At 40.0% G+C, this 21,810-nt stretch carries 30 protein-coding genes, 1 other RNA gene and 1 pseudogene; 6 read left to right on the plus strand and 26 right to left on the minus strand.

The window, feature by feature from the left end; genetic code table 11:
• Nucleotides 1-17: 17 nt before the first annotated feature.
• The 3 genes from A6J31_RS08535 to A6J31_RS08545 all read right to left on the minus strand — a co-directional run bounded on the left by A6J31_RS08535 (nucleotide 18) and on the right by A6J31_RS08545 (nucleotide 2,765).
• On the minus strand, nucleotides 18-1,151 hold the full coding sequence (locus A6J31_RS08535) for an N-acetyldiaminopimelate deacetylase (protein ID WP_021144675.1): 1,134 nt from the start codon (nucleotides 1,149-1,151) through the stop codon (nucleotides 18-20).
• A gap of 77 nt (nucleotides 1,152-1,228) precedes the next feature.
• Nucleotides 1,229-1,927, minus strand: a complete 699-nt coding sequence (gene dapD / locus A6J31_RS08540; RefSeq protein WP_002886999.1) for a 2,3,4,5-tetrahydropyridine-2,6-dicarboxylate N-acetyltransferase — start codon at nucleotides 1,925-1,927, stop codon at nucleotides 1,229-1,231.
• An 85-nt stretch (nucleotides 1,928-2,012) separates the two neighbouring features.
• Nucleotides 2,013-2,765 (minus strand): HAD family hydrolase, encoded by a 753-nt coding sequence (locus A6J31_RS08545; protein WP_003092016.1) that lies wholly within the window; start codon nucleotides 2,763-2,765, stop codon nucleotides 2,013-2,015.
• A gap of 244 nt (nucleotides 2,766-3,009) precedes the next feature.
• Between A6J31_RS08545 and A6J31_RS08550 the strand changes: the two are divergent.
• A pseudogene (locus A6J31_RS08550) lies at nucleotides 3,010-4,259 on the plus strand (ISL3 family transposase).
• A gap of 14 nt (nucleotides 4,260-4,273) precedes the next feature.
• On the opposite strand, the gene A6J31_RS08555 reads toward A6J31_RS08550, so the two are convergent.
• Together A6J31_RS08555 and ffs are read right to left on the minus strand one after the other, a co-directional pair.
• Nucleotides 4,274-5,137, minus strand: coding sequence for a methyltransferase domain-containing protein (locus tag A6J31_RS08555; RefSeq protein WP_080610962.1), 864 nt, complete (start codon nucleotides 5,135-5,137; stop codon nucleotides 4,274-4,276).
• Between the two features lie 14 nt (nucleotides 5,138-5,151).
• An RNA gene (gene ffs, locus A6J31_RS08560) (signal recognition particle sRNA small type) lies at nucleotides 5,152-5,237 on the minus strand.
• 320 nt (nucleotides 5,238-5,557) lie between these two features.
• Here ffs and A6J31_RS08565 point away from each other — a divergent pair.
• The 3 genes from A6J31_RS08565 to A6J31_RS08575 are packed head-to-tail and all read left to right on the plus strand — an operon-like array spanning nucleotide 5,558 to nucleotide 6,202.
• On the plus strand, nucleotides 5,558-5,716 hold the full coding sequence (locus A6J31_RS08565) for a class IIb bacteriocin, lactobin A/cerein 7B family (RefSeq protein WP_080610964.1): 159 nt from the start codon (nucleotides 5,558-5,560) through the stop codon (nucleotides 5,714-5,716).
• A 19-nt stretch (nucleotides 5,717-5,735) separates the two neighbouring features.
• On the plus strand, nucleotides 5,736-5,903 hold the full coding sequence (locus tag A6J31_RS08570) for a class IIb bacteriocin, lactobin A/cerein 7B family (RefSeq protein WP_002885883.1): 168 nt from the start codon (nucleotides 5,736-5,738) through the stop codon (nucleotides 5,901-5,903).
• A 47-nt stretch (nucleotides 5,904-5,950) separates the two neighbouring features.
• Nucleotides 5,951-6,202 carry a hypothetical protein gene (locus A6J31_RS08575; RefSeq protein ID WP_014635104.1) on the plus strand — a complete coding sequence of 84 codons (252 nt, stop codon included), beginning with the start codon at nucleotides 5,951-5,953 and terminating at the stop codon, nucleotides 6,200-6,202.
• An 86-nt stretch (nucleotides 6,203-6,288) separates the two neighbouring features.
• Here the strand turns inward: A6J31_RS08575 and tadA are convergent, their stop codons facing one another.
• From tadA to A6J31_RS08610, 7 genes are all read right to left on the minus strand, one after another.
• On the minus strand, nucleotides 6,289-6,807 hold the full coding sequence (gene tadA / locus A6J31_RS08580) for a tRNA adenosine(34) deaminase TadA (RefSeq protein WP_014635105.1): 519 nt from the start codon (nucleotides 6,805-6,807) through the stop codon (nucleotides 6,289-6,291).
• Between the two features lie 769 nt (nucleotides 6,808-7,576).
• On the minus strand, nucleotides 7,577-7,969 hold the full coding sequence (locus tag A6J31_RS08585) for a single-stranded DNA-binding protein (RefSeq protein ID WP_037601494.1): 393 nt from the start codon (nucleotides 7,967-7,969) through the stop codon (nucleotides 7,577-7,579).
• Between the two features lie 429 nt (nucleotides 7,970-8,398).
• Nucleotides 8,399-9,076 (minus strand): CPBP family intramembrane glutamic endopeptidase, encoded by a 678-nt coding sequence (locus tag A6J31_RS08590; RefSeq protein WP_080610966.1) that lies wholly within the window; start codon nucleotides 9,074-9,076, stop codon nucleotides 8,399-8,401.
• Between the two features lie 265 nt (nucleotides 9,077-9,341).
• Entirely contained in the window at nucleotides 9,342-9,965 is a 624-nt protein-coding gene (gene ytpR, locus A6J31_RS08595) for a YtpR family tRNA-binding protein (RefSeq protein WP_002885779.1), read from the minus strand.
• A 31-nt stretch (nucleotides 9,966-9,996) separates the two neighbouring features.
• On the minus strand, nucleotides 9,997-10,521 hold the full coding sequence (locus tag A6J31_RS08600) for a hypothetical protein (RefSeq protein WP_002885713.1): 525 nt from the start codon (nucleotides 10,519-10,521) through the stop codon (nucleotides 9,997-9,999).
• Between the two features lie 3 nt (nucleotides 10,522-10,524).
• On the minus strand, nucleotides 10,525-10,839 hold the full coding sequence (locus tag A6J31_RS08605; protein ID WP_002887006.1) for a thioredoxin family protein: 315 nt from the start codon (nucleotides 10,837-10,839) through the stop codon (nucleotides 10,525-10,527).
• Nucleotides 10,836-11,120 carry a DUF4651 domain-containing protein gene (locus A6J31_RS08610; RefSeq protein ID WP_037598523.1) on the minus strand — a complete coding sequence of 95 codons (285 nt, stop codon included), beginning with the start codon at nucleotides 11,118-11,120 and terminating at the stop codon, nucleotides 10,836-10,838. Before A6J31_RS08610 ends, A6J31_RS08605 begins: the two co-directional genes overlap by 4 nt.
• 99 nt (nucleotides 11,121-11,219) lie before the next feature.
• Between A6J31_RS08610 and pepA the strand changes: the two genes are divergently transcribed.
• Nucleotides 11,220-12,287 (plus strand): glutamyl aminopeptidase, encoded by a 1,068-nt coding sequence (gene pepA, locus A6J31_RS08615; RefSeq protein WP_080610967.1) that lies wholly within the window; start codon nucleotides 11,220-11,222, stop codon nucleotides 12,285-12,287.
• Between the two features lie 15 nt (nucleotides 12,288-12,302).
• On the plus strand, nucleotides 12,303-13,073 hold the full coding sequence (proC, locus tag A6J31_RS08620) for a pyrroline-5-carboxylate reductase (protein WP_013991257.1): 771 nt from the start codon (nucleotides 12,303-12,305) through the stop codon (nucleotides 13,071-13,073).
• A gap of 26 nt (nucleotides 13,074-13,099) precedes the next feature.
• Here the strand turns inward: proC and A6J31_RS08625 are convergent, their stop codons facing one another.
• From A6J31_RS08625 to A6J31_RS08690, 14 genes are all read right to left on the minus strand, one after another.
• Nucleotides 13,100-13,762, minus strand: a complete 663-nt coding sequence (locus A6J31_RS08625; RefSeq protein WP_080610969.1) for a CPBP family intramembrane glutamic endopeptidase — start codon at nucleotides 13,760-13,762, stop codon at nucleotides 13,100-13,102.
• A 112-nt stretch (nucleotides 13,763-13,874) separates the two neighbouring features.
• Entirely contained in the window at nucleotides 13,875-14,321 is a 447-nt protein-coding gene (locus A6J31_RS08630) for a CAAX protease (RefSeq protein WP_080610970.1), read from the minus strand.
• A gap of 77 nt (nucleotides 14,322-14,398) precedes the next feature.
• A complete protein-coding gene (locus A6J31_RS08635; RefSeq protein WP_014632546.1) occupies nucleotides 14,399-15,055 on the minus strand; it encodes a CPBP family intramembrane glutamic endopeptidase in 657 nt (218 codons plus the stop codon).
• 11 nt (nucleotides 15,056-15,066) lie between these two features.
• Entirely contained in the window at nucleotides 15,067-15,264 is a 198-nt protein-coding gene (locus A6J31_RS08640; protein WP_002885716.1) for a helix-turn-helix transcriptional regulator, read from the minus strand.
• Nucleotides 15,265-15,491: 227 nt separating this feature from the next.
• Nucleotides 15,492-16,685, minus strand: a complete 1,194-nt coding sequence (locus A6J31_RS08645; protein ID WP_002885831.1) for an acetate kinase — start codon at nucleotides 16,683-16,685, stop codon at nucleotides 15,492-15,494.
• Nucleotides 16,686-16,741: 56 nt separating this feature from the next.
• Complete coding sequence (locus A6J31_RS08650; protein WP_080610972.1) at nucleotides 16,742-17,698, minus strand: class I SAM-dependent methyltransferase; 957 nt, start codon at nucleotides 17,696-17,698, stop codon at nucleotides 16,742-16,744.
• Between the two features lie 44 nt (nucleotides 17,699-17,742).
• Nucleotides 17,743-18,060, minus strand: coding sequence for a competence type IV pilus minor pilin ComGG (comGG, locus tag A6J31_RS08655; protein WP_021144683.1), 318 nt, complete (start codon nucleotides 18,058-18,060; stop codon nucleotides 17,743-17,745).
• Nucleotides 18,038-18,475 carry a competence type IV pilus minor pilin ComGF gene (comGF, locus tag A6J31_RS08660; protein WP_002887014.1) on the minus strand — a complete coding sequence of 146 codons (438 nt, stop codon included), beginning with the start codon at nucleotides 18,473-18,475 and terminating at the stop codon, nucleotides 18,038-18,040. The genes comGG and comGF overlap by 23 nt, the downstream gene beginning before the upstream one ends.
• Nucleotides 18,462-18,692, minus strand: a complete 231-nt coding sequence (comGE, locus tag A6J31_RS08665; RefSeq protein ID WP_002887015.1) for a competence type IV pilus minor pilin ComGE — start codon at nucleotides 18,690-18,692, stop codon at nucleotides 18,462-18,464. Before comGE ends, comGF begins: the two co-directional genes overlap by 14 nt.
• 31 nt (nucleotides 18,693-18,723) lie before the next feature.
• Complete coding sequence (gene comGD, locus A6J31_RS08670; RefSeq protein WP_263970040.1) at nucleotides 18,724-19,152, minus strand: competence type IV pilus minor pilin ComGD; 429 nt, start codon at nucleotides 19,150-19,152, stop codon at nucleotides 18,724-18,726.
• A complete protein-coding gene (gene comGC / locus A6J31_RS08675; RefSeq protein ID WP_037611125.1) occupies nucleotides 19,112-19,426 on the minus strand; it encodes a competence type IV pilus major pilin ComGC in 315 nt (104 codons plus the stop codon). Before comGC ends, comGD begins: the two co-directional genes overlap by 41 nt.
• Before the next feature lie 8 nt (nucleotides 19,427-19,434).
• On the minus strand, nucleotides 19,435-20,535 hold the full coding sequence (gene comGB / locus A6J31_RS08680; RefSeq protein WP_142390728.1) for a competence type IV pilus assembly protein ComGB: 1,101 nt from the start codon (nucleotides 20,533-20,535) through the stop codon (nucleotides 19,435-19,437).
• Nucleotides 20,417-21,358, minus strand: a complete 942-nt coding sequence (comGA, locus tag A6J31_RS08685) for a competence type IV pilus ATPase ComGA (RefSeq protein WP_080610975.1) — start codon at nucleotides 21,356-21,358, stop codon at nucleotides 20,417-20,419. Before comGA ends, comGB begins: the two co-directional genes overlap by 119 nt.
• 79 nt (nucleotides 21,359-21,437) lie before the next feature.
• A complete protein-coding gene (locus A6J31_RS08690; RefSeq protein ID WP_002887019.1) occupies nucleotides 21,438-21,800 on the minus strand; it encodes a DUF1033 family protein in 363 nt (120 codons plus the stop codon).
• Nucleotides 21,801-21,810: the final 10 nt, after the last annotated feature.

Raw genomic sequence — 21,810 nt, forward strand, 5'->3', positions numbered from 1 at the left:
AGTTGTATCAACTATGGTTAGGCTTCTGCCTTGTGTTTAAGGAATTTTCCAATTTCAGCCACTGCAAAAGCGAGAGCATCTTCATTTGGACTCATCTTAGGATGGTGAAGTGCATATGGCGTGTCAATTCCCAACCAGAACATGACACCAGGAACCTTACTAAGCAAATAACCGAAATCCTCTCCAGTCATAGCTGGTGGACAATCAATCAGGTTGACCTCTGGGCTAGCATCAAAGAAGCTCATTAACTCTTTAGCCAAGGCTGGATTATTTTCCACAGGAAGATAACCACCTTGTTTCAACATGATATCCACTTCCATACCAAAGCTAGCTGCTACACCCTCTGCAATCTGGCGCACGCGCTTCTGGATAAGGAGACTCATTTCCTGAGTAAGGGTACGAATAGTTCCATAAACCTCTGCAGTTTCAGCGATAACATTGTTAGTAGTTCCTGCATGGAAAGAACCAAAGGTAACTACCCCACCCTGGATAGGGTCAACATTACGACTGACAATCGTTTGCACCTGAGTAATAAAGTAAGAAGCTGCTACAAGGGCATCATTGGCCTCATGTGGAAAGGCCGCATGTCCACCTTTCCCCTTGAAAGTAACGAGGACTTCACAAGTCCCAGCAAAAAGGGTGCTTGTGTTAGTCGCAATATCACCTACCTTGAAATCTGGACGGACGTGGAGACCATAAAACTCATCTGGCAACCAATCTCCAAAGGCACCATCTTCATATATAAGCATACCACCAGCTTCATTTTCTTCGGCTGGTTGGAAGAGGAAGAGCATGTTATTTTTAGGCTGTACTTGAAGCATCTGGTCCAAAAGACCAAGTGCTGTGGTCATGTGCATATCGTGTCCACAAGCATGCATACGACCTTCATGAGTAGACTTGAAGTCAAGACCGGTTTCCTCTACGATTGGGAGACCATCAATATCTGTACGCCAACCAATAGTTTTTTCAGGAGCATGCCCGTGAAGATAGACAAGAATTCCTGTACGCCAAGTACGTTGCTCCACAAAATCCTTACCTTCAGTCATTTCAGCAATACGCTCTAAGAGATAAGCCTGAGTTTTAAATTCTTCCAAACCAATTTCAGGAATTTGGTGAAGGTCTCGTCTGATTTTAATTAAATCAAGTGTCATGTTTTTATCCTTTTTATTTGTCTTATTTTATAGAGAATCTAGAAATAGAGGCCCTACAGGCCTCTACTATCAATATGTTACAAGTTACGCAAAGCGTCTTCAAGTGCTGTTTTTTGTTGTGTTTTTTCATCGATTTCCTTGATGATACGAGCTGGAACACCAGCTACAACCACATTTTCAGGAACATCTTGAGTAACGATAGCTCCAGCAGCAACGACTGAACCGTTACCAACTTGAACACCTTCAATAACAACAGCATTAGCACCAACAAGAACGTTGTCACCGATACGAACTGGGTCTGCTGAAGCTGGTTCAATCACACCAGCAAGGACAGCACCCGCACCAATGTGGCTGTTTTTACCAACAGTAGCACGACCACCAAGGATAGCACCCATATCAATCATAGTACCAGCACCAATTTCAGCACCGATATTGATTACAGCACCCATCATAACGACAGCATTGTCTTCGATAGTTACTTGGTCACGGATGATAGCGCCTGGTTCGATACGTGCATTAAGGTGACGTTTATCAAGCAATGGAACAGCTGAGTTACGGCCATCTTGTTCCACAACATAGTCCTTGTTTTCAGTCAAGTTAGCAAGAAGTGGTTCAATATCTTTCCAGTCTCCGAAAAGAACGTTACCAAGTTTAGTGACAGAAGCTGGAACAGCAGTTGCCAATTCCCCTTCAAAAGTTACTTTAACATTCGTTTTCTTTTCAGCATTACCGATAAAAGCGATAATTTCTTGTGCAGACATTTTTTGTGCAGTCATGAGATTCTCCATTCACATAAAGTTAGGAATTATTATACCAAAAATTCTGATAATTGTCTTTGCTTTTGCCAAATAGAGTGTATTTTTATGTAAAATTGGTCTTTAGAGCCTCTATATCAGTAATCACTAGGTCTGACTTAATTGGAGAATTCTCCAGTTCTCGACGAGAATAAGGGAAGGTATTCAGCAAGATACCATCGATCCCAACTGCTTCAGCCACAGCAATATCAGTCGTCAAGTCATTTCCAACCATGACAGTCTCAGACGGGTTTAACCCATGATCATCCAAAACTTGCTTTAAAAATTCAGGTTGGGGCTTACAGATACCGGCATCCGAAGACAAGTAAATAGCATCAAAATAAGGTCTTAACGCCATTAGATCAATCTCAGCGTTAGTAAAGGCTGCTTGAGCATTAGACAAGAGATAAATCCGACATCCCTGCTCTTTTAGAAAGGCTAGAACCTCCTTAGTATGAGGATAAGCCGTCAAATGTTTGCGAGATAAGACGCGAAAGACCATGGCTATCAAATTTCCCCAATCGTCCGGCTGATTAGAGTTACTAGACTGAGGCCGAGCATCTACATAAAGCTGGTTAAAAATGTGGGCTAAATCAATTTCTGGATAAGCAACTCCTTTGAGCTCCATTAACTCCTTACGGGCCTGATCCACGCGCTTAGCATAAGCCTTTTTAAGAACATCACCTTCATAAGCCGCTCCATAAGCTTGATATAGCTGGCCTAGTTTATCCCATAACACAGGATCCTTCTCATCGGTTAGGATATCAACCAAGGTACCATAAAAATCAAAAATGTAGTTCTTATAGGCTCTACTTTTCATCGCTTTTTACCCATTACTGAAACTTTCTTACTTATTGCTCTCATCATACACCTTTTAGGAAGACCAAACAAGCTAACTGAGACATTTTCCCATCAAAAAAATCCCAACGACTGTTAGGATTGCGGCTCTATAATTTCTGTAGTGGGTAAAACCACTGTAGAGATTATAGAGCTTTTTAAGTGTACACAAAAAGTCCCATAAGAACTATAATGAAAAGCGACCAAACCATCATTAGGAAGAACTTATGAGACTTATTAAGAATACCACAGAATTAATCGGAATTAAAGACCAAAATATCAAGATTTCACTTGTTTTTGAAACTGACACTCATATAGAGATTCAAGCAAAACTTGATTACCCTGCACCATCATGTCCTCACTGCCAAGGAAAGATGATCAAATATGACTTTCAAAAGCCTTCTAAAATCCCTCTTCTCGAGCAAACGGGAACTCCAACACTACTACGTCTGAAGAAACGTCGCTTTCAGTGTAAAAGTTGTAGACGAGTCACGGTAGCTGAGACATCAATCGTTGAGAAAAACTGCCAAATCTCCAATCTAGTCCGACAAAAGGTTGCACAACTCCTAACTGAGAAGGTCTCACTAACTGATATTGCCAGAAGACTTCGTGTGTCGACGTCCACTGTCTATCGTAAGCTTGACCAGTTCACTTTCAAAGAACATTATGACAAACTTCCAGCTGTTATGTCCTGGGATGAGTTTGGGTTCAAGAAAGGGGAATTGGCTTTTGTGGCGCAGAATTATGAGACAAACGAACTCATAACCATCCTTGATAATCGTCGCCAAACCTCTATACGAAACTACTTTTTAAAGTATCCATTAAAAGCTCGCCAACAGGTGCAGTTTATCACGATGGATATGTCTGGAGCTTATATTCCACTTGCCAAAAGACTTTTTCCAAACGCTAAAATCGTTCTTGATCGTTTCCACATTATCCAGCACCTTGGTCGTGCCTTTTTAAAGACAAGAATTGCGATTATGAACCAGTTCGATAAGAAGTCACTACCCTATCGAGCCTTGAAAAATCATTGGCGACTCTTCCAAAAGGACAGCCGTAAGTTATCTCTCAACTCTTTTTATTCAAAGACATTCCACCAAACCTTAAGTCCACATGAAGTTGTTGGGAAAACACTAGACTTTTCAGAAGAGCTTACCGACTACTATACACTTTATCAGATCTTACTTTTTCATTTTCAGGAGAAGAGAGTAGCTGAGTTCTTTGAGCTGATAGAGGAAAATAGGAGCAAGGTTAATCATTATTTTCAAACTGTCTTTAGGACTTTTCTTAGACACAAGCAATACATCAAAAACGCACTAGAAACGGACTATTCAAATGCAAAACTTGAAGCGACTAACAAGTTGATCAAAGACATCAAACGTCTAGGATTTGGTTTTAGAAACTTCATCAACTTTAGGAAGCGGATCTTAATCACTCTGAACATAAAAAAAGAGAAGACCTATCAGGTCCTCTCTAGATGTTAGCTTTTCGTCACCCACTACAGTTGACAAAGAGCCAGGATTGCTTATCATCTCTAATACGGCCAATCAGCAGTTCTCCCGCAACGGTTAATTGCGTCACTGAAGTCAAGTCCAAAGTCTCCTTATTGGCATGGAAGAAAAGAGGTGTCATCTCGGCAAATGTTTGAACATGCTCTGATGGCATAGACCAAGTCTTAGCAATCGTCACACGCTCCAAAAGGTCACAGGACTCTTGAAAATGTTCCAGAACATCCTGGTTCGAATAAGCCTGCGCCTCCGGTAACAATTGGCGAAACTCTTTAAGATGATCCTCATGAGGAATAACCTTAAAAATCAAGCCATGATCAGACAAAAGTCGTCCAAATTCTTGATAATTAGCTGGTGAAAAAATATCTAAAATCACATCAATACTGTTTTCACGTAAAGGCAATTGAGCCAAATCGCCAACAAACCAAGCTACGTTTTTCTGAGGATTTTGACGAGCCGCAAGAAGGATAGAATCCTTAGACAAATCAAAGGCCATGAAATCCTTGTCAAACTCTTGAGCCAACTGACGGCTATAATAGCCCTCACCACAGGCAACATCTAGAACGTGCGAGTGTCCAGGAAGGTCACGCAAGCGCTCTGAAATCACCTCCAGGATAGAATCGTAATAGCCTGCTGCAAGAATCTGACTCCTCTTTTCAAAAGAAGCCATATCATAGTGCTTATCTCCCTTAGTCTGTCTCAAAAAATTAACAAAGCCCTGCTTGGCGATATTAAAGGTATGCCTATTCTGACAAACCAAGCTAGACAAATCCAAATGCATTGGCGCTTGACAGATAGGACAAGCAAAAAGACTCTCTTGATCTTTAAAAACACTAAATTTGGCCATAAATCCTCCTTAACACAAAAAAAGAGCACACACCTGAAATCGCTTAGGGCTGCTGGATTCCTCCCCTGACCCGCTTCACGCACAGATGTTGCTCCGAAAAATATTATACCATAAATCGAAGTGATTGCAAGTAGAGAACTTAAGATAAGACTAGCTAGATCTATCCCCTATCAGTCCCTATTATTTCCTTCGATCAGTCTAAACTTCGATAAAGCATAAGACTTACCATGGTGACATTTATGTCACTACTTTTTTATTTCTCGACACCTTATAATAAATCCATAGCTTGAGGAAAGCACCAAAAGCTAGTGACATGGCTGACTTTATTTAAAGGAGAAGTCATGTTTAACATATCTCTTAACTCGTGGTGAGAGGGTATGAGATTTAAAAACTCACCTAAAATAAAAAAGGAGAATGACAATGATTAACAAAGAAATGAAGGCAGCTGACCTAGTCTCAGTAACAGGAGGAGGATGGAAGACTAACCTTGCCATTGGAGGGCTCTGCCTAGCTTCAGGACCTATTGGAACTATGGTATGCCTTGGAGCCTACAATGGCTACATGGACTCTGCGCGATAAAAGAAAGGACATATGAACAATGACTAAGACCATTAACAATCGTAAAAACATGACTACTCAAGAACTTGAAGCTGTATCAGGTGGAGTGGTTCCTTGGGCCGCTATTTCTGTTGGCATTGCTGCTGCAAAACTGACTTATGACCTTAGCTATGCTGCAGGTAAGTCTTTCTATAACCTCACCCACTAACTAACAGAACTCAGCTGACATCTCAAAGATTTTGAGGATGATAATTCATGAAACATACAAAAAATCAAACAAATGATACTACTGCTAATCAATCACCTAAAACGAATAACTATTTACTCGTAAAAATAGCTTTAGCTGGAATTATCGGTAGCCTACTTTTGATACTCCTAATCAACCTTATCTTTCATGTACGATTAGGAACACCAATTATTGATACTAATTTGAAGTCCGCTTTTGGTACTCTAATCCTCTTTATGCCTATTTTTCTTTTAACAAGAGAAAAAGAAAAAAAATCATAGAAAGAGTGACCTAAACTGCCTTCAGGAAAACAAAAATACTCTTCTTCCATTAAAAAGTGCAAGTCCCTTTGGACTTGCACTTTTGTTTACATATCTTGCCTTGTTTCCAATTTAGCCAATCGTTTGGCTTCTTTTTTACGTTCACGACTCTGACGGAAAAAGTCTTGCATAATCTTAGCACACTCTTCCTCCATGACACCAGTCTCTACTTCTACGCGATGGTTGAGACGCTCATCTCTTAGGATATCGTAAAGGCTACCCGCACCACCAAACTTTTGATTGCTTGCTCCATAGATAACTTTAGGAATACGAGCCAAGCCAATTGCCCCACTACACATGACACAGGGTTCGATGGTTACAAAGAGGGTACAATCTAACAAACGCCAATTGCCCACAGTCCTATTAGCCTCCTGAATAGCCATGACCTCCGCATGCATGATAGCTTGATTGAGCTCCTCACGTGCATTGTGCCCACGACCTATGACTTCGCCATCTTTAACGATGACACAACCAATTGGAATCTCTGCTTTATCTAGAGATTTTTCGGCCTCCTTAAGAGCTTCAGACATAAAAAAGTCTTTCTCTTCTTGGGTAAAGTCAAGCATTAGTGTCACTCCCGTTCCAAGATTTGCGAGACAATATCTCACTTAGTCCTTCTATTATAGCATAAGAAAAGAAATACCGAAGACCTCCATTTTAAAGGACACAAAAAAAGCTAAGACGAATCATCCTAGCTTCAAACACATTAGTCTGGTGAGTCTTAGGAATCACACCAATGTGTTCCCCCAAGGCTAGACGAAAAGTCAACGACCGCTTAACATCCTAATTCATATGTCAGTCGGAGTGTCATAGTCAATTGTCTGTGAAATCATTATATAGGCCTAAGGCCTCACAACGATAAACAAAAATGCAACTGTCTCAAACAATTGCAAGGATAGCGTTATAGTTGTGATATTTCACACTTTCCTTCCAAACAAATAATGCCTACTATAAAAGTAACTTTTATAGCTTTTTCCTTACCCACCTATAGTTTATCATGAAACCTCTATCATTTAATTTAAAAATCGGTAATAAAACAATGATATACATTAGAAACAACTGTTAATTGTATGCATTCTTTTGAATATTTTGCTTAACATTTAAAAGGTTGATATATCAACCTTTTAGAGCTTCATAAACTATTTTTTCTAGTCTATCTACACTATTAAACACCTATCATCCTAAGTCTTATCTAATTTTACTGTTTATTAGTCTAACAAGTGTTTAATATTTTATCTCCAACAATTCTTTAAAACAAGGTATGGAACAAGATAATGATTTTTTAGAGAGGTTGCTTCAAAGATAGGAGACCTAGATAGCTAGTCAAAGGATAAACTAGAAGGGAAGTTCTTCTTCCAAGACGAGGTCAGCCAAGTCATTATCAGGATTATTTTCCCTAACAGCACGCTGAGCACGACTCTCCAGAAGTTGGAAAGAGGAACAAAGCACTTCAGTAACGTAATGGGTTTGACCATCCTTATCGTACTTACGGGTACGAAGCTCCCCATCAAGAGAAATTAAACTCCCCTTGCTAGCATAAGATACTAAGGTCTCAGCCAAACGCCCCCAGACAACCACTGTAATAAAGTCAGCCTCACGCTCACCATTTTGCGTCTTATAGCGACGATTAACCGCAACTGTAACACGTGTAAAAGACCTATCGCTAGCAGTCTTAACCATTTCAGGAGTCGCCGTCAAACGTCCAATTAAAATAACTTTGTTATACATTTTTTTACCTCCACCTATCTATTCGTAAGCGGAAGTAAAAAAAGTGACAGATTTTGAAAAAGCAAGAATAAAAATAAGATATATATATCACATTATTGACTTCAATTAAATAGAAAAAAGTAAAATCTATTCGGGTGAAAAGCAGGATGAGTTCTTCAATAAATGTACTTGTCACTAAATATTAGACATCTGAAGATGAGCTGAGCTACTAGCAAAGGAAGTAGGAAGCTTGGTATGAGCTGTCGATTCAAAGAACAGTTATCGCCATACAAACTTGTCATTAGTTTACTTACTCAAATCATCCTCTGCTGACCCAGAGTTACCACTTAAAATAATTTTAACACTCCGTTTTGAAGTTCTTCTATTGATAGAAGAGAGACGAGAGTCCTTTGCCTTTTTCTTTGTAAGCTGAAATAGTTTGGAATTCACTTATTGCATACTACCAATGACCAATACTATAAAAGATAAAATATTTCCTAGCACATGAACCATCAAGGGATAGTAAATATTTCCCTTTTCATTCACATAAATAATTGAAAGGGCTACTCCGCCACCTAAGTAACCAACTGCACTGACCCACTCTGCTAAAGACAAACTGTGCATATGGGTCAAGGCGAAAACAAATCCTACCACACAAATGCTTAGCCAGCTTGGCAAATGTCTCTGTAAACAATGCAATAAAATTTGACGGAAAAAGAGTTCTTCCACCAAAGGTCCAATGATACAGGCGAAAACTGCTATCAGTAGTGGTTGTTCTTTAAAGGTACTTTGTATATTAGCCTCGTTTAGTCCTTGTTCACTTAGTCCCAAAACCTGCCTCAATATTGCCGATAGTAGTCCAAAGAAAATGGTCACCAGGACAAGTAAGAGCCAGCCTTTTAAAACCCCCAAGAAAAATTTTCTTTTAGAACTTCTGACCTCTTCCCACTTTTTGAGCAATTCAGACTTAAATAAGAAGCAACCATACAAAAACATGATGGTATAAACTAAATAGGTCGTTAAAGAAGAAGGTAAGGGAGCATCAAATACTCGTATACCGTCAAAAACAAAGAGGACTGTATAGAGAATCATAAAAACAAGGACTCCCTTATGTTTGTTGTAAACCATTGAACTTTCCTTTCTTTTATAATCATCACCAAATCTGACTCTGACAGATAAATAAAACACAACTTGATTAATAACCTTGAAGCCACATTTTTTAGATAGTTGCTCGGATAAAGTTATTTTGGCAAATAATAGAGATTGAAAGCAATACTATTATATTTTGATGATGAACTTGGTAAGCATAAAGAGGTTCTCGAAATTTTGAACCATTTACCAAGACGAGCTCTCCTAAAAAAAAGCGGTATATACTTACCGCCCCTTTTACTATTTACCCTTTCCAGTGTTTGGCTGGATCAAAAGCCTCTCCGACTACTGCTGAATCATCAAGTTCAATAATACCACGTTTTTGTGGGGCATTTGGAAGTGCCAACTCACGTGGGGCACACATCATACCATAACTATCTTCACCACGAAGTTTTCCTGGGAAGATAAGGGCACCACTAGGCATCATAGCACCAGGAAGGGCTACGATAGTTTTAAGCCCAAGCGCTGCGTTTGGTGCTCCTGCAACGATTTGGACCTTCTTATCACCGATGTTCACTTGGCAGATGTTAAGGTGGTCACTGTCTGGATGTGCAACCATTTCATCAATTTGTCCAACCACAAAGACTGGACCTTGTGTGTTTTCCAAACGCTCTTCAAAGCCCTCTTTAGCCAATTCCTCGTTCAAAACAGCTACATCTTGGTCTGACAAGAAAACTTGACCGTTACCTTCAATATCAATGAGGCTTGACGCTTCAAAAATATTCCAAGCAAGAGTCTTGCCTGTTTCATCAGCTGTGACACGCGCCACTTTACCTTTACGTTCTACGCTACGTTTGATGTCCTTAGTATCTTCCAAGATAACCAACAAAACGTCACCAACTTGTTCCTTATTGTATGCAAAAATCATGGGTTCTCCTTCAATAGTTCTTTTATAGATTTTAAAATCGACTGACATGCCAAGAATCGTCATTACTACCATAGCGATAACTAATCTTGTCAATTTTCCAGTCACTCTCTGTTAATTTTACGATAAATTGTTTATGGTACCAAAAGTCATTCCCATAAGAAAATTCGAGAAACATCTTAGCCTTACTCTTCATAATAAACTTAACTCGACAGGGCTCTAACACAAAATCATAGGTGCCTGGAGAACCAAAAGAAGCTGAAAAACCTCTTTTATAACAGTTATCAGTCAAGTGTTTTTGAGCTAAAGGAGTTAACTTCTCTTTAAATTCATCAAATAACTCCATTTCCCCAGGAATAGTTTGATGTGTAGGAAGATTATTTTCCTTTTTGTAGGTGTTTATTTCTTGGTGTTTTAGGAAGATATCACTTTCAATTTTGGAATGCTCTACTAAAATTTGGCATAATTCTTCGATGATCTCCTCATTTTTTTCTGTCAGATACTTTTCTTTAGTTTCTGAAATATCAAGAGAGATATTAGGAAAGTGATTGATTTTCATCTTTTAAATCTCCGACAAAAAGGCATTGATTTCTTCTTTGGTTTTACGAGCTTTATTGACCAAGCGTCCCAATTCCTGACCTTTCTGAGTCACGACAAAACTTGGGATACCAAAAATATTCCAAGTTTGCGCCAAAGCCATATAATCATCACGGTTGACACGCACAAAGGTCATATCTGGATGGAGGGCTTCAATTTCAGGCATAACGGGATAGATAAACTGGCAGTCTGGACACCAATCAGCAGTGAAAAAGAAAACCACCTTTTGATCACTTTCAACATAGCTTGCCAGTTCTTCAAGATTCTTAGGAATAATCATGCCTGCTCCTCCTCATAGGTCAAGATATACTCTGCATAAACAAAGCTATAGGCACGTCCATCCTCTAAGACGATACCTCCTGTAAGCCCTGGATTTTCCTTATCAGTGGGATTTGTATAAAGGACTGCGATAGTCCCCAAGTGAGATAATTCTTGTCTAATATCTTGGATTAATGCAGCTTTCTTCATTTCTGCACGTGACTGTCTATACTTCTCTGCCATTGCCAAGAGACCTAAAGCTCCTACGCCTCCAGCAAACAAGGCCAATGTTTTACGTTTCATAAGAAACATTTTACCATAATTTTAGACGAATGGGGAGAGGCTACCTATCTCTTGAGAATCGTGCTAAAATAGTAGCAAGTACTACTCAAGGAGGATTTTATGACTACCCTATTTGACAAAATTAAAGAAGTAACCGAACTCAGTGCTACTTCAGGCTTTGAAGCTCCTGTACGCGACTACCTTCGCAACAACATCACCCCACTTGTAGATGAGGTCCAAACAGATGGTCTCGGTGGTATTTTCGGTATCAAGCATAGCCAAGCAGAAAATGCCCCTAAGGTGCTTGTGGCTGCCCACATGGATGAAGTTGGGTTTATGATTAAGGAAATCAAGGTAGACGGGACTTTCCGTGTCGTCGAACTTGGTGGTTGGAACCCACTTGTTGTCAGCTCACAACGCTTCACCCTACACACTCGTGACGGTCGTATCTATCCTGTCATCTCAGGTTCAGTTCCACCTCATTTCTTACGTGCTAGTGGCGGAGCTTCAAGTCTTCCTAGTGTTTCTGATATCGTCTTTGATGCTGGTTTTGCCAACCAAGAAGAGGCTAATGCCTACGGCGTTTTTCCAGGTGATGTCATCATTCCTGAATCAGAAACAATTCTCACAGCCAATCAAAAGAATGTCATTTCTAAAGCTTGGGATAACCGTTATGGTGTTCTCATGATTCGTGAACTCTTGGAAAACGTTAAGGATCAAGAACTCAACAATATTCTAATTGCTGGTGCCAATGTTCAAGAAGAAGTTGGTTTACGTGGTGCCCATGTCTCTACCACTAAATTTGATCCTGAAGTTTTCTTTGCAGTGGACTGTTCTCCTGCAGGGGATATCTATGGTAATCAAGGTAAGGTAGGCGATGGTACCCTTATTCGTTTCTTCGATCCAGGTCACATCATGTTGCCCAATATGAAAGATTTCCTTTTAACTACTGCTGAAGAAGCTGGTATCAAATACCAATACTACTGTGCTGCGGGCGGAACGGATGCTGGTGCCGCTCACTTGCAGAATGCTGGTGTTCCATCAACAACTATCGGTGTTTGTGCCCGCTACATTCACTCACACCAAACCCTTTATGCGATGGATGACTTCCTAGAAGCACAGGCCTTCTTACAAGCTATTGTTAAGAAGTTGGATCGCTCGACAGTAGATTTAATTAAAAACTACTAAGACAAGGAGTAACCCATGATTATAGGTTTTATCGGTGTCGGAAAAATGGCAACAGCCATTATCAACGGCCTAAATACAAGCTCACATCGTATCATTATTTCAGGGTCTTCCTTGGCTCGTTCACGCCAGATTGCAGAGGAACTAGAGGTTGAAGCGGCTGCTTCCCATCAGGAATTGTTGGATAATGCTGACCTGGTCATCCTTGGTATCAAACCTCAAATGTTTGATAAGGTACTAGCCGATCTCAATTTCCATCAACCTATCATAAGTATGGCTGCTGGAGTGACCTTAGAACGCCTCGCTTCCCTCACCAGTCCAGACCTTCCTCTTATTCGTATCATGCCGAACCTTAATGCTCAAATTCTCAAAAGCACTACTGGTCTTTGCACTAATGATAAGGTATCCGAGGACCTTTTGGCAGTTGCCAAGGAAATCACAGACAGTTTTGGAACCACTGTTGAATTGGCTGAGAAGGACTTTGATACCTTTACTGCCTTAGCAGGTTCTAGCCCTGCCTACATCGCCCTCTTTATCGAGGCTCTAGCCAAGGCTGGTGTCAAAAACGGCCTAAGTAAGCAGGTCGCTCTGACCATTGCCACACAGACGGTTCTAGCTACTGCTGAAAATCTCAGTCTTGGTAGCGACAGTCCACATGACCTTATTGACAAGGTCTGTAGCCCTGGTGGGACTACTATCGCCGGTCTCATGGACCTTGAGCGTACAGGCCTCACCCATAGTGTGGTTTCAAGTATTGATACCACTATTGCTAAAGCTAAAAAACTATAAGAAAAAAGCTCGGAAGATTCCGAGCTTTATTTGATATATGGTGCCAACAATTGCAAGAGTAACATCGCTGAAACTGCAATACTATTGTTAACGATATGGGCCATGATACAGTACTCTAACTTTTGAAATTTACGATATGCTATCCCAAGGGCAAACCCCATACCTGCATATACAATCCAAACACCGATACTATTCGGCATATGAACAAGGCCAAAAAGTAAGCTACTAACAATCAAGCCAACAATAGAATCTGAATTAAAGACGCGTCCCATGAGGAGCCCTCGAAAAACCAACTCTTCCACAATCGGTGCCATAATTACTGTCAACGTTATGAGAAGGAAGGGATTCATATGGGCATTTTCTATGGCTGCCTGATTGGTGCTATTACTAACACCTTCCATCATCATGACCATAGAACCAATCCTAGTAACGATATAAATACCTAGGTAGGTCAAGCCAATCATCCCCCAGGCCTTCAGAGAAGAAAGGGTCTTAAAGCCTTCGAAAAGCCCAAGACGTTTTCCTAAGAAAAGAGCTCCCGCGCTTATGAGAAGTGAGACAAAAACTAAGAGACAGACTAGCCTTGTATCTTTGACACCTAAATAGATAGTTGGAATTTGTTCAATATAGAAAATTAGGAAAGCTAGTAAAAAATAAAGAAAGCGTTTGATAATTGACTCTTTGTTCATGAGAAGCCACCTCTTTTCATCATTTATTTGTATCTTTATTATAATACAACAAAACTTATTTGACAAGACAAAAAGAGAACGAGAGGTGAATTTTTCAAGATAATATAGGCTCTTATCTTATTTTAGATAGGATGAGACGAATAAGAGAAAATCCCAATACTAAGCCATAGAGCAAGACTGATAAGACTGTAACATATGGCAACTGAATATTGACAAAGGCATATAGAGCAATCAAAGCAAAGATAAGCAAAAACTCTAGAATCAGAGTTGCGACTGCTGATGCCATTAAAATCTGTTTATTTCGCTCATCATAGGCAGCAATATACATCTGGTGAAGACGTTTAGGATGAGTAAGCGTCGCAAAATAATAGATTGACAAAACATAAACCCCAATGGTAAGTCCTAAAACTAAGCCTAGAGCATAATCACTAAGACTGTTAGAGCGAATAACAAACAAACCCAAAACACCCAAGAAAAAAAGAGAACATGCTACTCGTGTAATGTATTTCTTAAACTCGACCTCTGTTTTTCTCTTTCCTAATAACATTTTTATTAACATATCTTAACACTCCCTTTATTATCCTTTATAAGAGCAATATAACTTTTTTCACTGATAACTTTAAACACTTATTCACCTTAAACGAAAAGACTGAGTAGTACACTTATGCTATTGTTTAAGATATGAACACCCATACTGTACTCGATACGCTTAGTCTTATAATATGTTATCGCAAGACCAGCTGACATAATACCATAGATGACAATTGTCTGAAGCGTAAATGCTGAGTGACCAGCCATAAAGAGAAGACTGGAAATAACAAGACCCGTCTTAAAGTATTTTCCAAAGAGCACCTTGGCTAAGAGTCCCCTAAAAATGATTTCTTCCATAATCGGAATAATAAAACCGGCGACTACTAGGTGAAGATAGAATGGTACGTGGGCAAAGATATCATTTAAAGCATCTTGATTTTCCATAGTCGCATTGTGTGTTAACTGACCAATAAAATACCCTAGAAGATCACCTAGGAAAAAGATGACGAGATTGAGAGAAGCAATCGCAACGAGACGTCTCCAATTAATCTCTTTAAGCGATAAGAGTTTAAATCTATAAGCAATCACGATAAAAATAGCCAAACTCCCTAATGCCCAAATACCGTAACCTATTTGCTCCACAAGTGAAAACTTACCATCCTGAGTAAGTAGCGGGAAAGCACCTAATAGTGTTAAATCTAAGATTAGTAGAGTGAGCGCTAAAACAATAACACCAATTTTCTTCATGACTTGTTTAAACATATCTTTTCTCCTTAATCTTCCTCAAAAATAAAGACTTCTTCAATAGTCTTTCCAAAATATCTAGCAATTTTAAAAGCCAGTTCCAACGACGCATTATAGCGACCTTTTTCGAGTGAAATGATGGTCTGTCTCGTGACCCCCATTTCATCTGCTAACTCTGCCTGACTAATCTTATTAGCCTTGCGAAGTTCCTGAATTTTTGTTTCCATGTAGTACCTCAACCTTATCGTTTATTCTCAAATAGTTAAACTCCTTACTTTTATTTGTTAAGTTAACTTTACATTTATAGTATAGTCTACTTTACATATTTTGTAAAGTTTTCTTTACTTATTGAATTACACATATATAGACATCGACAAATGATGCTTTCAGAGCATTCAAAAAAGCTAGCCAATCACTCGGCCAACTTTTCTGGTCTTATCAAATTTTTGATAACTTATTTAGTTTTAAGGCGCTCAACATCACGCGCAATCACCAACTCTTCATCTGTTGGGATAACAAATACTTTAACAGCTGACTCTGCTGTTGTAATATCGCCTACATGTCCAAAGACATTCTTTTCAGGATCCACTTCAATACCAAACCAAGTGAGACCATCCAAAACTGAAGCACGAACTTCTGCAGAGTTTTCACCAATACCTGCTGTAAAGACGATAGCATCCGCTCCGTTCAACACACCGAAATATTGAGCGATGTATTTACGCAAACGATCCACATAAAGATCATAGGCCAAGGCACATTTTTCATCACCAGCATTCTTACCAGCAATGATATCACGCATATCACTTGATTTTTCAGAAATGCCAAGAAGACCTGATTCCTTATTAAAGACGTGACGGATACGCTCAGCATCTGCCATTTCAGGCTCACGATCAATAACAAATGGAATAATCGCAGGGTCAAGGTCCCCAGTACGTGTTCCCATCATAACGCCACCAAGTGGTGTCAACCCCATTGACGTGTCTACTGATTTACCACCATCAACGGCAGTAATAGAAACACCATTTCCCACATGGGCTGTGATAATCTTAGTTTCTTCAATTGGCTTACCTAACAACTTAGCTGCTTCTTGAGAAACATATTGGTGGCTAGTTCCGTGTGCTCCATACTTACGGACTTGGTAGTCTGTATAGTAACGATTAGGCACTGGATAACGGTAGGCCACTTCCGGCATAGATGTATGGAAGGCTGTATCAAAAACAGCAACACTTGTAATATCTGGGAGGAGCTCCTTAAAGGCACGAATCCCTGAAGCTGCACCTGGATTGTGTAAAGGCGCTAAGGCTGACAATTCTTCAATCTTAGCCAAGGCATCTTCATCCACCAAGCTTGATTCTTTGAAATATTCTCCACCAGCAACCACACGGTGACCAACACCTGTAATTTCATCATAGCTCTTGATAATATCAAAACGAATCAAATCATCAAGCAAGATTTTTACTGCCTGAACATGGTCAGCAATATCTAGAGTTTGCGATTCTGAACGGTCATCAAATTTTACTGTTGAAACAGAATCTTTCAAGCCGATACGTTCAATCAAACCCTTAGCAAGAACAACTTCATCTGGCATCTCATATAGTTGCCATTTCAAGCTTGAGCTTCCTGCATTAATTGCTATTGTTTTTGTCATAAGCCACCTCTTTGTAAAACGCTTTCAATAATATAGTCCTATTCTAACATGTTTTGCTAGAAAATGGAATTATCTGATTTCCATTTTTGAAAATTCTCTGTAAAATCTTTGAGGACCTCTGGGTTTTGCAAATCGCTAAGTGGATAAACAAAGGTCTCAGGAGCATTTTCAGTTTGTTTTTTAAGCACAAAGATAGACTTCATGTTATGTTTATTGCCAAAAGCTGCTTCTGGAAGAGTGATAACGGCAATAATATCAGCATAGCCTGATAGCCATTTCTTAAGCAAATCACTTTGTGGGCTTGTCAAAAGATTAGTTGGTGCCAAAAGAATAGCAATACCATCTTTCTTCAAGTACTTGAGTGATTGCTCCATAAGAAGGTGATGGGCATAGGTGTGTTCACCAGTTGCTGCAACCTTGAAACGACTCGCAATCTCATCATTAGGGTAGTAACCAACAGGTAGGTCACTAATAATAACATCACTCTCTTTGAGAATGTGTGGTCGAACAGCATCTTCTTGGATGTAAACTGCACTTGAATTCACCACATCAGCAATACTAGCTGACAAATCGATAAGGAGATCGTCAACTTCCATTCCCATATAATTAAGGTTTTTCTGACTATTATTTAGAAGAGTTTCAGCCAAGTTTCCTGTCCCCGAACCAATCTCCAAAACATCTAATTGGTCGTCCTTGGTCAAACCTTCAAGTAGGTAGAGGATGATAAATCCAATAGCATCAGGTGTAAATTGGTGATTGGCTTGTAAGGCTTCCAATTGCCCTAGCTTGATAAACAAGAACTGAAAAGCACGACGCCACTCCTCTTTACTTAGATTAAGGGAACGTAATTTCTCGTTGTTTTTGATGATGACTTCATTAGCTACCTCAGCCCCCAAATAATAGGAATTTTGCTCGATAAGGGCATCGTAAGCATGGGTTCCAAGATCATTTTCAATGGTTTGGACATTTTCTAACAACAGCTCAAAGGCTGTCTCAATTGCTTCAAAATTCATGATTTCCTCCGTCCTTCTATCATATCAAAAAGGAAAGAGAATTTCTATTTCTGCTCCTGCTTCTTCACATAACGATAGGTCTTGATTTGGCCTTTACTGGCAACTCTAACAATCACTTGTTTGTCCTTAACCTCATAAGTCGTAGTTCCCTGAGAGAAACTAAAAGCACCTGCTTCCTTGTCCGCCAAGTCCATGGTCATCTCTGCCATGAGACGACTCTGACTGGAGATCATTTGCGCTTGGTTCTGTCTAGAGCTAGCAACCACCCGCTCCAGATAAACATGCAGAAGAAGTGTGAAAATGCCAGCCATAAAAAGAGCGTAGAGAAGAACGCCTCCCCTAACCTGTTTTTTCAAAAGCATAAACAAAACTCCTTTGTAGCCCATTTTTAAGAGTCACTTGGATGGTGACTATCTGGTTATTTTGACTAATTGTACTAGCTTTTACATTGAAAAGCATTGGTTGGTAGCCTCGACCGTCAGCATTTGTTTTTCGAAAATCAGTAGCACTTGATAGTCCAAAAGCTAAGTCTTGATTATCCTGCTTGACATAGAGTTTGTTCCCCTCTACCTTTACCAACTGACAACCTTCTAATTCTGCCTCCATTTGTTGAACAAATAGAAGCCAGTCTTGGCTTTCTTGTTGCTTGACCTGCTTAACATTGCTCACCAATACTGTGGTCAGACCTTGATAAACTTGAACTGAACCAGCAATCACCAACAAGGCCACTAGACATTCCAAGAGGGTAAAAGCACGAACCTTGCTATTGAGAGACATGAATAATCTCCTTTCCTGATTCATAAACCGCGATACCTTGCTGGCTACGTTTTACCGTCACTGTGATGCCATTTAAGGTCAACTGATCCTGTTTGGTCTGAACTGCCATGGTTGCCACACTCAAGACCTCCTGTTGGTGGAGATTCCTAGCCATTAGCCTACGATTGGTATTGATCTGATCCAAGATAAGACCACTGACGAGTACTAAGACAGCCATTGCTACCAAGCTTTCGATAAGAATATAGCCTCTAAGAGACCGTCTTTTTATATTTACCGCTGCCCATGTTAAGCTGATAGGTCACCACCTCCTTATCACTTGAAAAACGAATCTTTGTGAGGCTAGAGTTGCCTCCTTTGGCATCAAACACTAGCGTCTGCCCCTTATCCAGATGTATATTTTTAGGAATCACCAGACTTGATTTTCCGTTACTGATTTTATCCTTGGACAACTGCAATTCAACATTGGACCCTTCCGCCGCTGCCAAGCGCTGACTATCTCGGTATAGGTACTCAAAGCGCAGATAAAAAAGATTAGTTTCAACCTGCTGAAAAATACCTGTGACTGAGCCTGATAAACTCAGAGTGAGAAAGGTAACAACTGCTAGAGTCACCAGACTCTCCAACAAGGTAAAGGCTCTAATTGGCCACTGAGCGGCTTTCGCCACCATGTTTCGCATAGTAATCATTGTATGAATCTGCCTGTTTTTGCGTGATTTGACCTTCTGAAACAAGAGCGGCTAAGCTAGCTGTCTTGTTATTCTTCATTTCATAAAGTTCTGCTTGAGAATCTACGACCTTGACCACAGCCGCATTTCCAGTCTCTTTAACAGAATCCTTCTGCTTGCTCAAGTTAGGTACAAAGAGCAAAAGGAGAATACTGATAATGAGAAGCACGACCAGCATTTCAATCAGTGTAAAAGCTCGTAATTTAACGGCATTCAATTTTTTCAACATCATTTTCATGACATCATTCCTTCCATATTTTGATACATTGGTAATAGCATGGCTGCATAGATCATTACAATCACGACAGCAACAATAACAAAAATGAGAGGTTGCACAAAGGTTGTTGCCTTATTAAGACGGTTAAAGAAAGCCTGCCAAACCTCTTCAGCATAGACTTCTAACTCATAGCCCAACCTAGCATTAGCCTCTCCATAAGCAATAATTAAGGATAGTTCCTTAGTGAAGAAAGGGTGACTAGCAATACGGTCAGGAAAACTCTGTCCTAGCATCAAGCCTTCTTCTAAATCAGCCCCCAGCTCACGAAAGAGCTTTGATTTTTGCTCTTTCATTAGGGCAACTAAGTCTAGCAAGTCAATACCTTGCCCTAAGAGATTTCCCCATTCCCTAGCATAATAGGCGGTCATATATAGTCTGACAGTTTGGCCTATAAAAGGGATTTTTGCCATTCGTCGATAAAAGACAAGGGCTGGCTGGCGTTTCACCCATAGATAGAGAATTAAGCTTAATACAAGCAGTCCGCACAAAGTCACAAAAAAGAGCTTGGGAAAAATCTGAACCAACTGTACAGCCCAATTCTCCTTACCATCTCCCTCTAACAGTTGAGGTAAAAGATAATTTTTGAGCCCCAACATAATCAGAATCAGGAAACCCAGAAGTAGAATAGGGTAGGTCGCTACCTCCATGAGTTTCTTACGAACCTTGGTCATACGAAGCATATAGGTTTCAATCTTGGTTAAACTCCCTAGAAGGTTACCGTGCTTATCAGCAAGGGCAATCTGAGTAACAATATTGTCCGAAAAACCTACTGACGCAAACATCTGGTCCAACCTGTCGCCTCGCATTAAACTCGCTTTCATAAGAGACAATGACGATTCTTTCAACAAGTGACTTCGCTCCAAAAAGGCTACGATTTCAGTCAAGGTAAACCCTGCCTTTAAAAGTTGTTTGAAGAGCTGAATAACCTTAAATTGCTGATTAATCTTTAATTTTTTCCCCTTGGATATCCCCTTCAGTGAGATATCCTTGTTTAACCAAGCCTTCCAACTGTTGGTTCCAGCTGATTGACGAATGGCTTTGGAAATTTTCACTGGCAAAATCAATCACACCTCCTCCCTTAATCAGACGCATGTAGGCAATCCCTTGAAGGGCATTATCCAACTCAGACTTATCTACACCAAGGTCCAGAAGACGCTCATAAACACCTGCCACACTCTTTGCGTGAATAGTTGAAAGAACAGTCACTCCCGTCAGACTAGCTCTAATAACCGCTCGAGCAGTCTCCTTATCTCGAATCTCTCCAATAATCAAAACATCCGGGCGGTGACGTAATGATAGCTTAATCAAATTATCATAGGTCATGTCAATTGCTTGATTCACCTGGAGTTGCAAAACATTATCCTGTTTAATTTCCACAGGGTCCTCAATCGAAATCACCTGCTGTCCCTTAAAACGCTCCTGAACCAACTCATGCATAAGCGTAGTCTTTCCAGAACCAACGGGACCTGCAAAGAGATATAAGCCACGATAATCCAAAGCATCCATAATAGGCTGGATTCCTTGATTCCAGTACACTAATTCTCGACGTTCGGAATGTAGAACACGAATAACTAAACTTTCTAAGCCACGATAATCCCCAACGGTAGACAAACGCAGAGAAACCCTTTGACCATCACCACAATCATAGTCACAGGAACCTAGTTGACTCCTACGCTTCTCACCCACCATCATTCCCGCCACAAATTTAAAGTGACCAATAAGACTAGCCATGAAATCAGGCCGATATACATCAATTAATCTCCTCTCCTGGCCAACTCGCATATAGAGCTCGTAAGTATCCTGACGTGGAATGACATAGATGTCTTGAGCCCCACAACTATCAGCATTTTTGATCATTTCCTTAGCAAATTCTGTTACCATAAGGACCTCCTCATAGTCCTATTCGTAAAAAGTTTAAGAAAATGAAAAAAAGCTCGAAATTTTCGAGCTTCTGGATTATTTAACGTTTAATTTTACAGTGGGCATGATTTGGAAGGTCATTTCGCTTTTCATATCCCGGACGGTATTTTTCCTCAGGAATTTCCTGCCAATCATCCAAAAGAGCAATCGATTGATAGACCTGCAGGTATTCGTCACACTCCTCACACCAGTGCTTATCCTCTTGATCCCAAAAAGCAGTCATGACACTACTACGGCTGATATAACTTGGCAAGGTTTCTTCCATCGCAAACCAAAGTTTTTTATAGTACTTGAGGGCATCGTAAAAATTTTCAAATTCCTTAGTACTGATGATATCCTCTTGCCAGCCTTCTAGGAACCACCACGGTTCCAAATCCCCTTTCATTTCAACTACTTGGTACATTTTTCTTTCT

Origin of the sequence: Streptococcus sp. FDAARGOS_192 (genome assembly GCF_002073815.2) — a bacterium.
GTDB classification, from domain to species: Bacteria; Bacillota; Bacilli; order Lactobacillales; family Streptococcaceae; genus Streptococcus; species Streptococcus salivarius_H.

Excerpts from the sequence above, each read along its gene's own strand:
- comGA (WP_080610975.1), bottom strand. The coding sequence starts at position 21,358 with ATGGTAACAGAATTTGCTAAGGAAATGATCAAAAATGCTGATAGTTGT.
- A6J31_RS08690 (WP_002887019.1), bottom strand. The coding sequence starts at position 21,800 with ATGTACCAAGTAGTTGAAATGAAAGGGGATTTGGAACCGTGGTGGTTC.
- ytpR (WP_002885779.1), bottom strand. The coding sequence starts at position 9,965 with ATGATTTTTGCATACAATAAGGAACAAGTTGGTGACGTTTTGTTGGTT.
- A6J31_RS08640 (WP_002885716.1), bottom strand. The coding sequence starts at position 15,264 with ATGGAAACAAAAATTCAGGAACTTCGCAAGGCTAATAAGATTAGTCAG.
- A6J31_RS08535 (WP_021144675.1), bottom strand. The coding sequence starts at position 1,151 with ATGACACTTGATTTAATTAAAATCAGACGAGACCTTCACCAAATTCCT.
- A6J31_RS08650 (WP_080610972.1), bottom strand. The coding sequence starts at position 17,698 with ATGAATTTTGAAGCAATTGAGACAGCCTTTGAGCTGTTGTTAGAAAAT.
- A6J31_RS08590 (WP_080610966.1), bottom strand. The coding sequence starts at position 9,076 with ATGGTTTACAACAAACATAAGGGAGTCCTTGTTTTTATGATTCTCTAT.
- A6J31_RS08610 (WP_037598523.1), bottom strand. The coding sequence starts at position 11,120 with ATGAAACGTAAAACATTGGCCTTGTTTGCTGGAGGCGTAGGAGCTTTA.
- A6J31_RS08545 (WP_003092016.1), bottom strand. The coding sequence starts at position 2,765 with ATGAAAAGTAGAGCCTATAAGAACTACATTTTTGATTTTTATGGTACC.
- A6J31_RS08570 (WP_002885883.1), top strand. The coding sequence starts at position 5,736 with ATGACTAAGACCATTAACAATCGTAAAAACATGACTACTCAAGAACTT.
- A6J31_RS08575 (WP_014635104.1), top strand. The coding sequence starts at position 5,951 with ATGAAACATACAAAAAATCAAACAAATGATACTACTGCTAATCAATCA.
- A6J31_RS08585 (WP_037601494.1), bottom strand. The coding sequence starts at position 7,969 with ATGTATAACAAAGTTATTTTAATTGGACGTTTGACGGCGACTCCTGAA.
- A6J31_RS08645 (WP_002885831.1), bottom strand. The coding sequence starts at position 16,685 with ATGACAAAAACAATAGCAATTAATGCAGGAAGCTCAAGCTTGAAATGG.
- A6J31_RS08600 (WP_002885713.1), bottom strand. The coding sequence starts at position 10,521 with ATGAAAATCAATCACTTTCCTAATATCTCTCTTGATATTTCAGAAACT.
- A6J31_RS08605 (WP_002887006.1), bottom strand. The coding sequence starts at position 10,839 with ATGATTATTCCTAAGAATCTTGAAGAACTGGCAAGCTATGTTGAAAGT.
- pepA (WP_080610967.1), top strand. The coding sequence starts at position 11,220 with ATGACTACCCTATTTGACAAAATTAAAGAAGTAACCGAACTCAGTGCT.
- A6J31_RS08635 (WP_014632546.1), bottom strand. The coding sequence starts at position 15,055 with ATGTTTAAACAAGTCATGAAGAAAATTGGTGTTATTGTTTTAGCGCTC.
- A6J31_RS08565 (WP_080610964.1), top strand. The coding sequence starts at position 5,558 with ATGATTAACAAAGAAATGAAGGCAGCTGACCTAGTCTCAGTAACAGGA.
- comGD (WP_263970040.1), bottom strand. The coding sequence starts at position 19,152 with ATGCGAAACATGGTGGCGAAAGCCGCTCAGTGGCCAATTAGAGCCTTT.
- comGE (WP_002887015.1), bottom strand. The coding sequence starts at position 18,692 with ATGGCTGTCTTAGTACTCGTCAGTGGTCTTATCTTGGATCAGATCAAT.
- A6J31_RS08630 (WP_080610970.1), bottom strand. The coding sequence starts at position 14,321 with ATGTTAATAAAAATGTTATTAGGAAAGAGAAAAACAGAGGTCGAGTTT.
- A6J31_RS08555 (WP_080610962.1), bottom strand. The coding sequence starts at position 5,137 with ATGGCCAAATTTAGTGTTTTTAAAGATCAAGAGAGTCTTTTTGCTTGT.
- A6J31_RS08625 (WP_080610969.1), bottom strand. The coding sequence starts at position 13,762 with ATGAACAAAGAGTCAATTATCAAACGCTTTCTTTATTTTTTACTAGCT.
- comGF (WP_002887014.1), bottom strand. The coding sequence starts at position 18,475 with ATGTCTCTCAATAGCAAGGTTCGTGCTTTTACCCTCTTGGAATGTCTA.
- comGG (WP_021144683.1), bottom strand. The coding sequence starts at position 18,060 with ATGCTTTTGAAAAAACAGGTTAGGGGAGGCGTTCTTCTCTACGCTCTT.
- proC (WP_013991257.1), top strand. The coding sequence starts at position 12,303 with ATGATTATAGGTTTTATCGGTGTCGGAAAAATGGCAACAGCCATTATC.
- tadA (WP_014635105.1), bottom strand. The coding sequence starts at position 6,807 with ATGCTTGACTTTACCCAAGAAGAGAAAGACTTTTTTATGTCTGAAGCT.
- dapD (WP_002886999.1), bottom strand. The coding sequence starts at position 1,927 with ATGACTGCACAAAAAATGTCTGCACAAGAAATTATCGCTTTTATCGGT.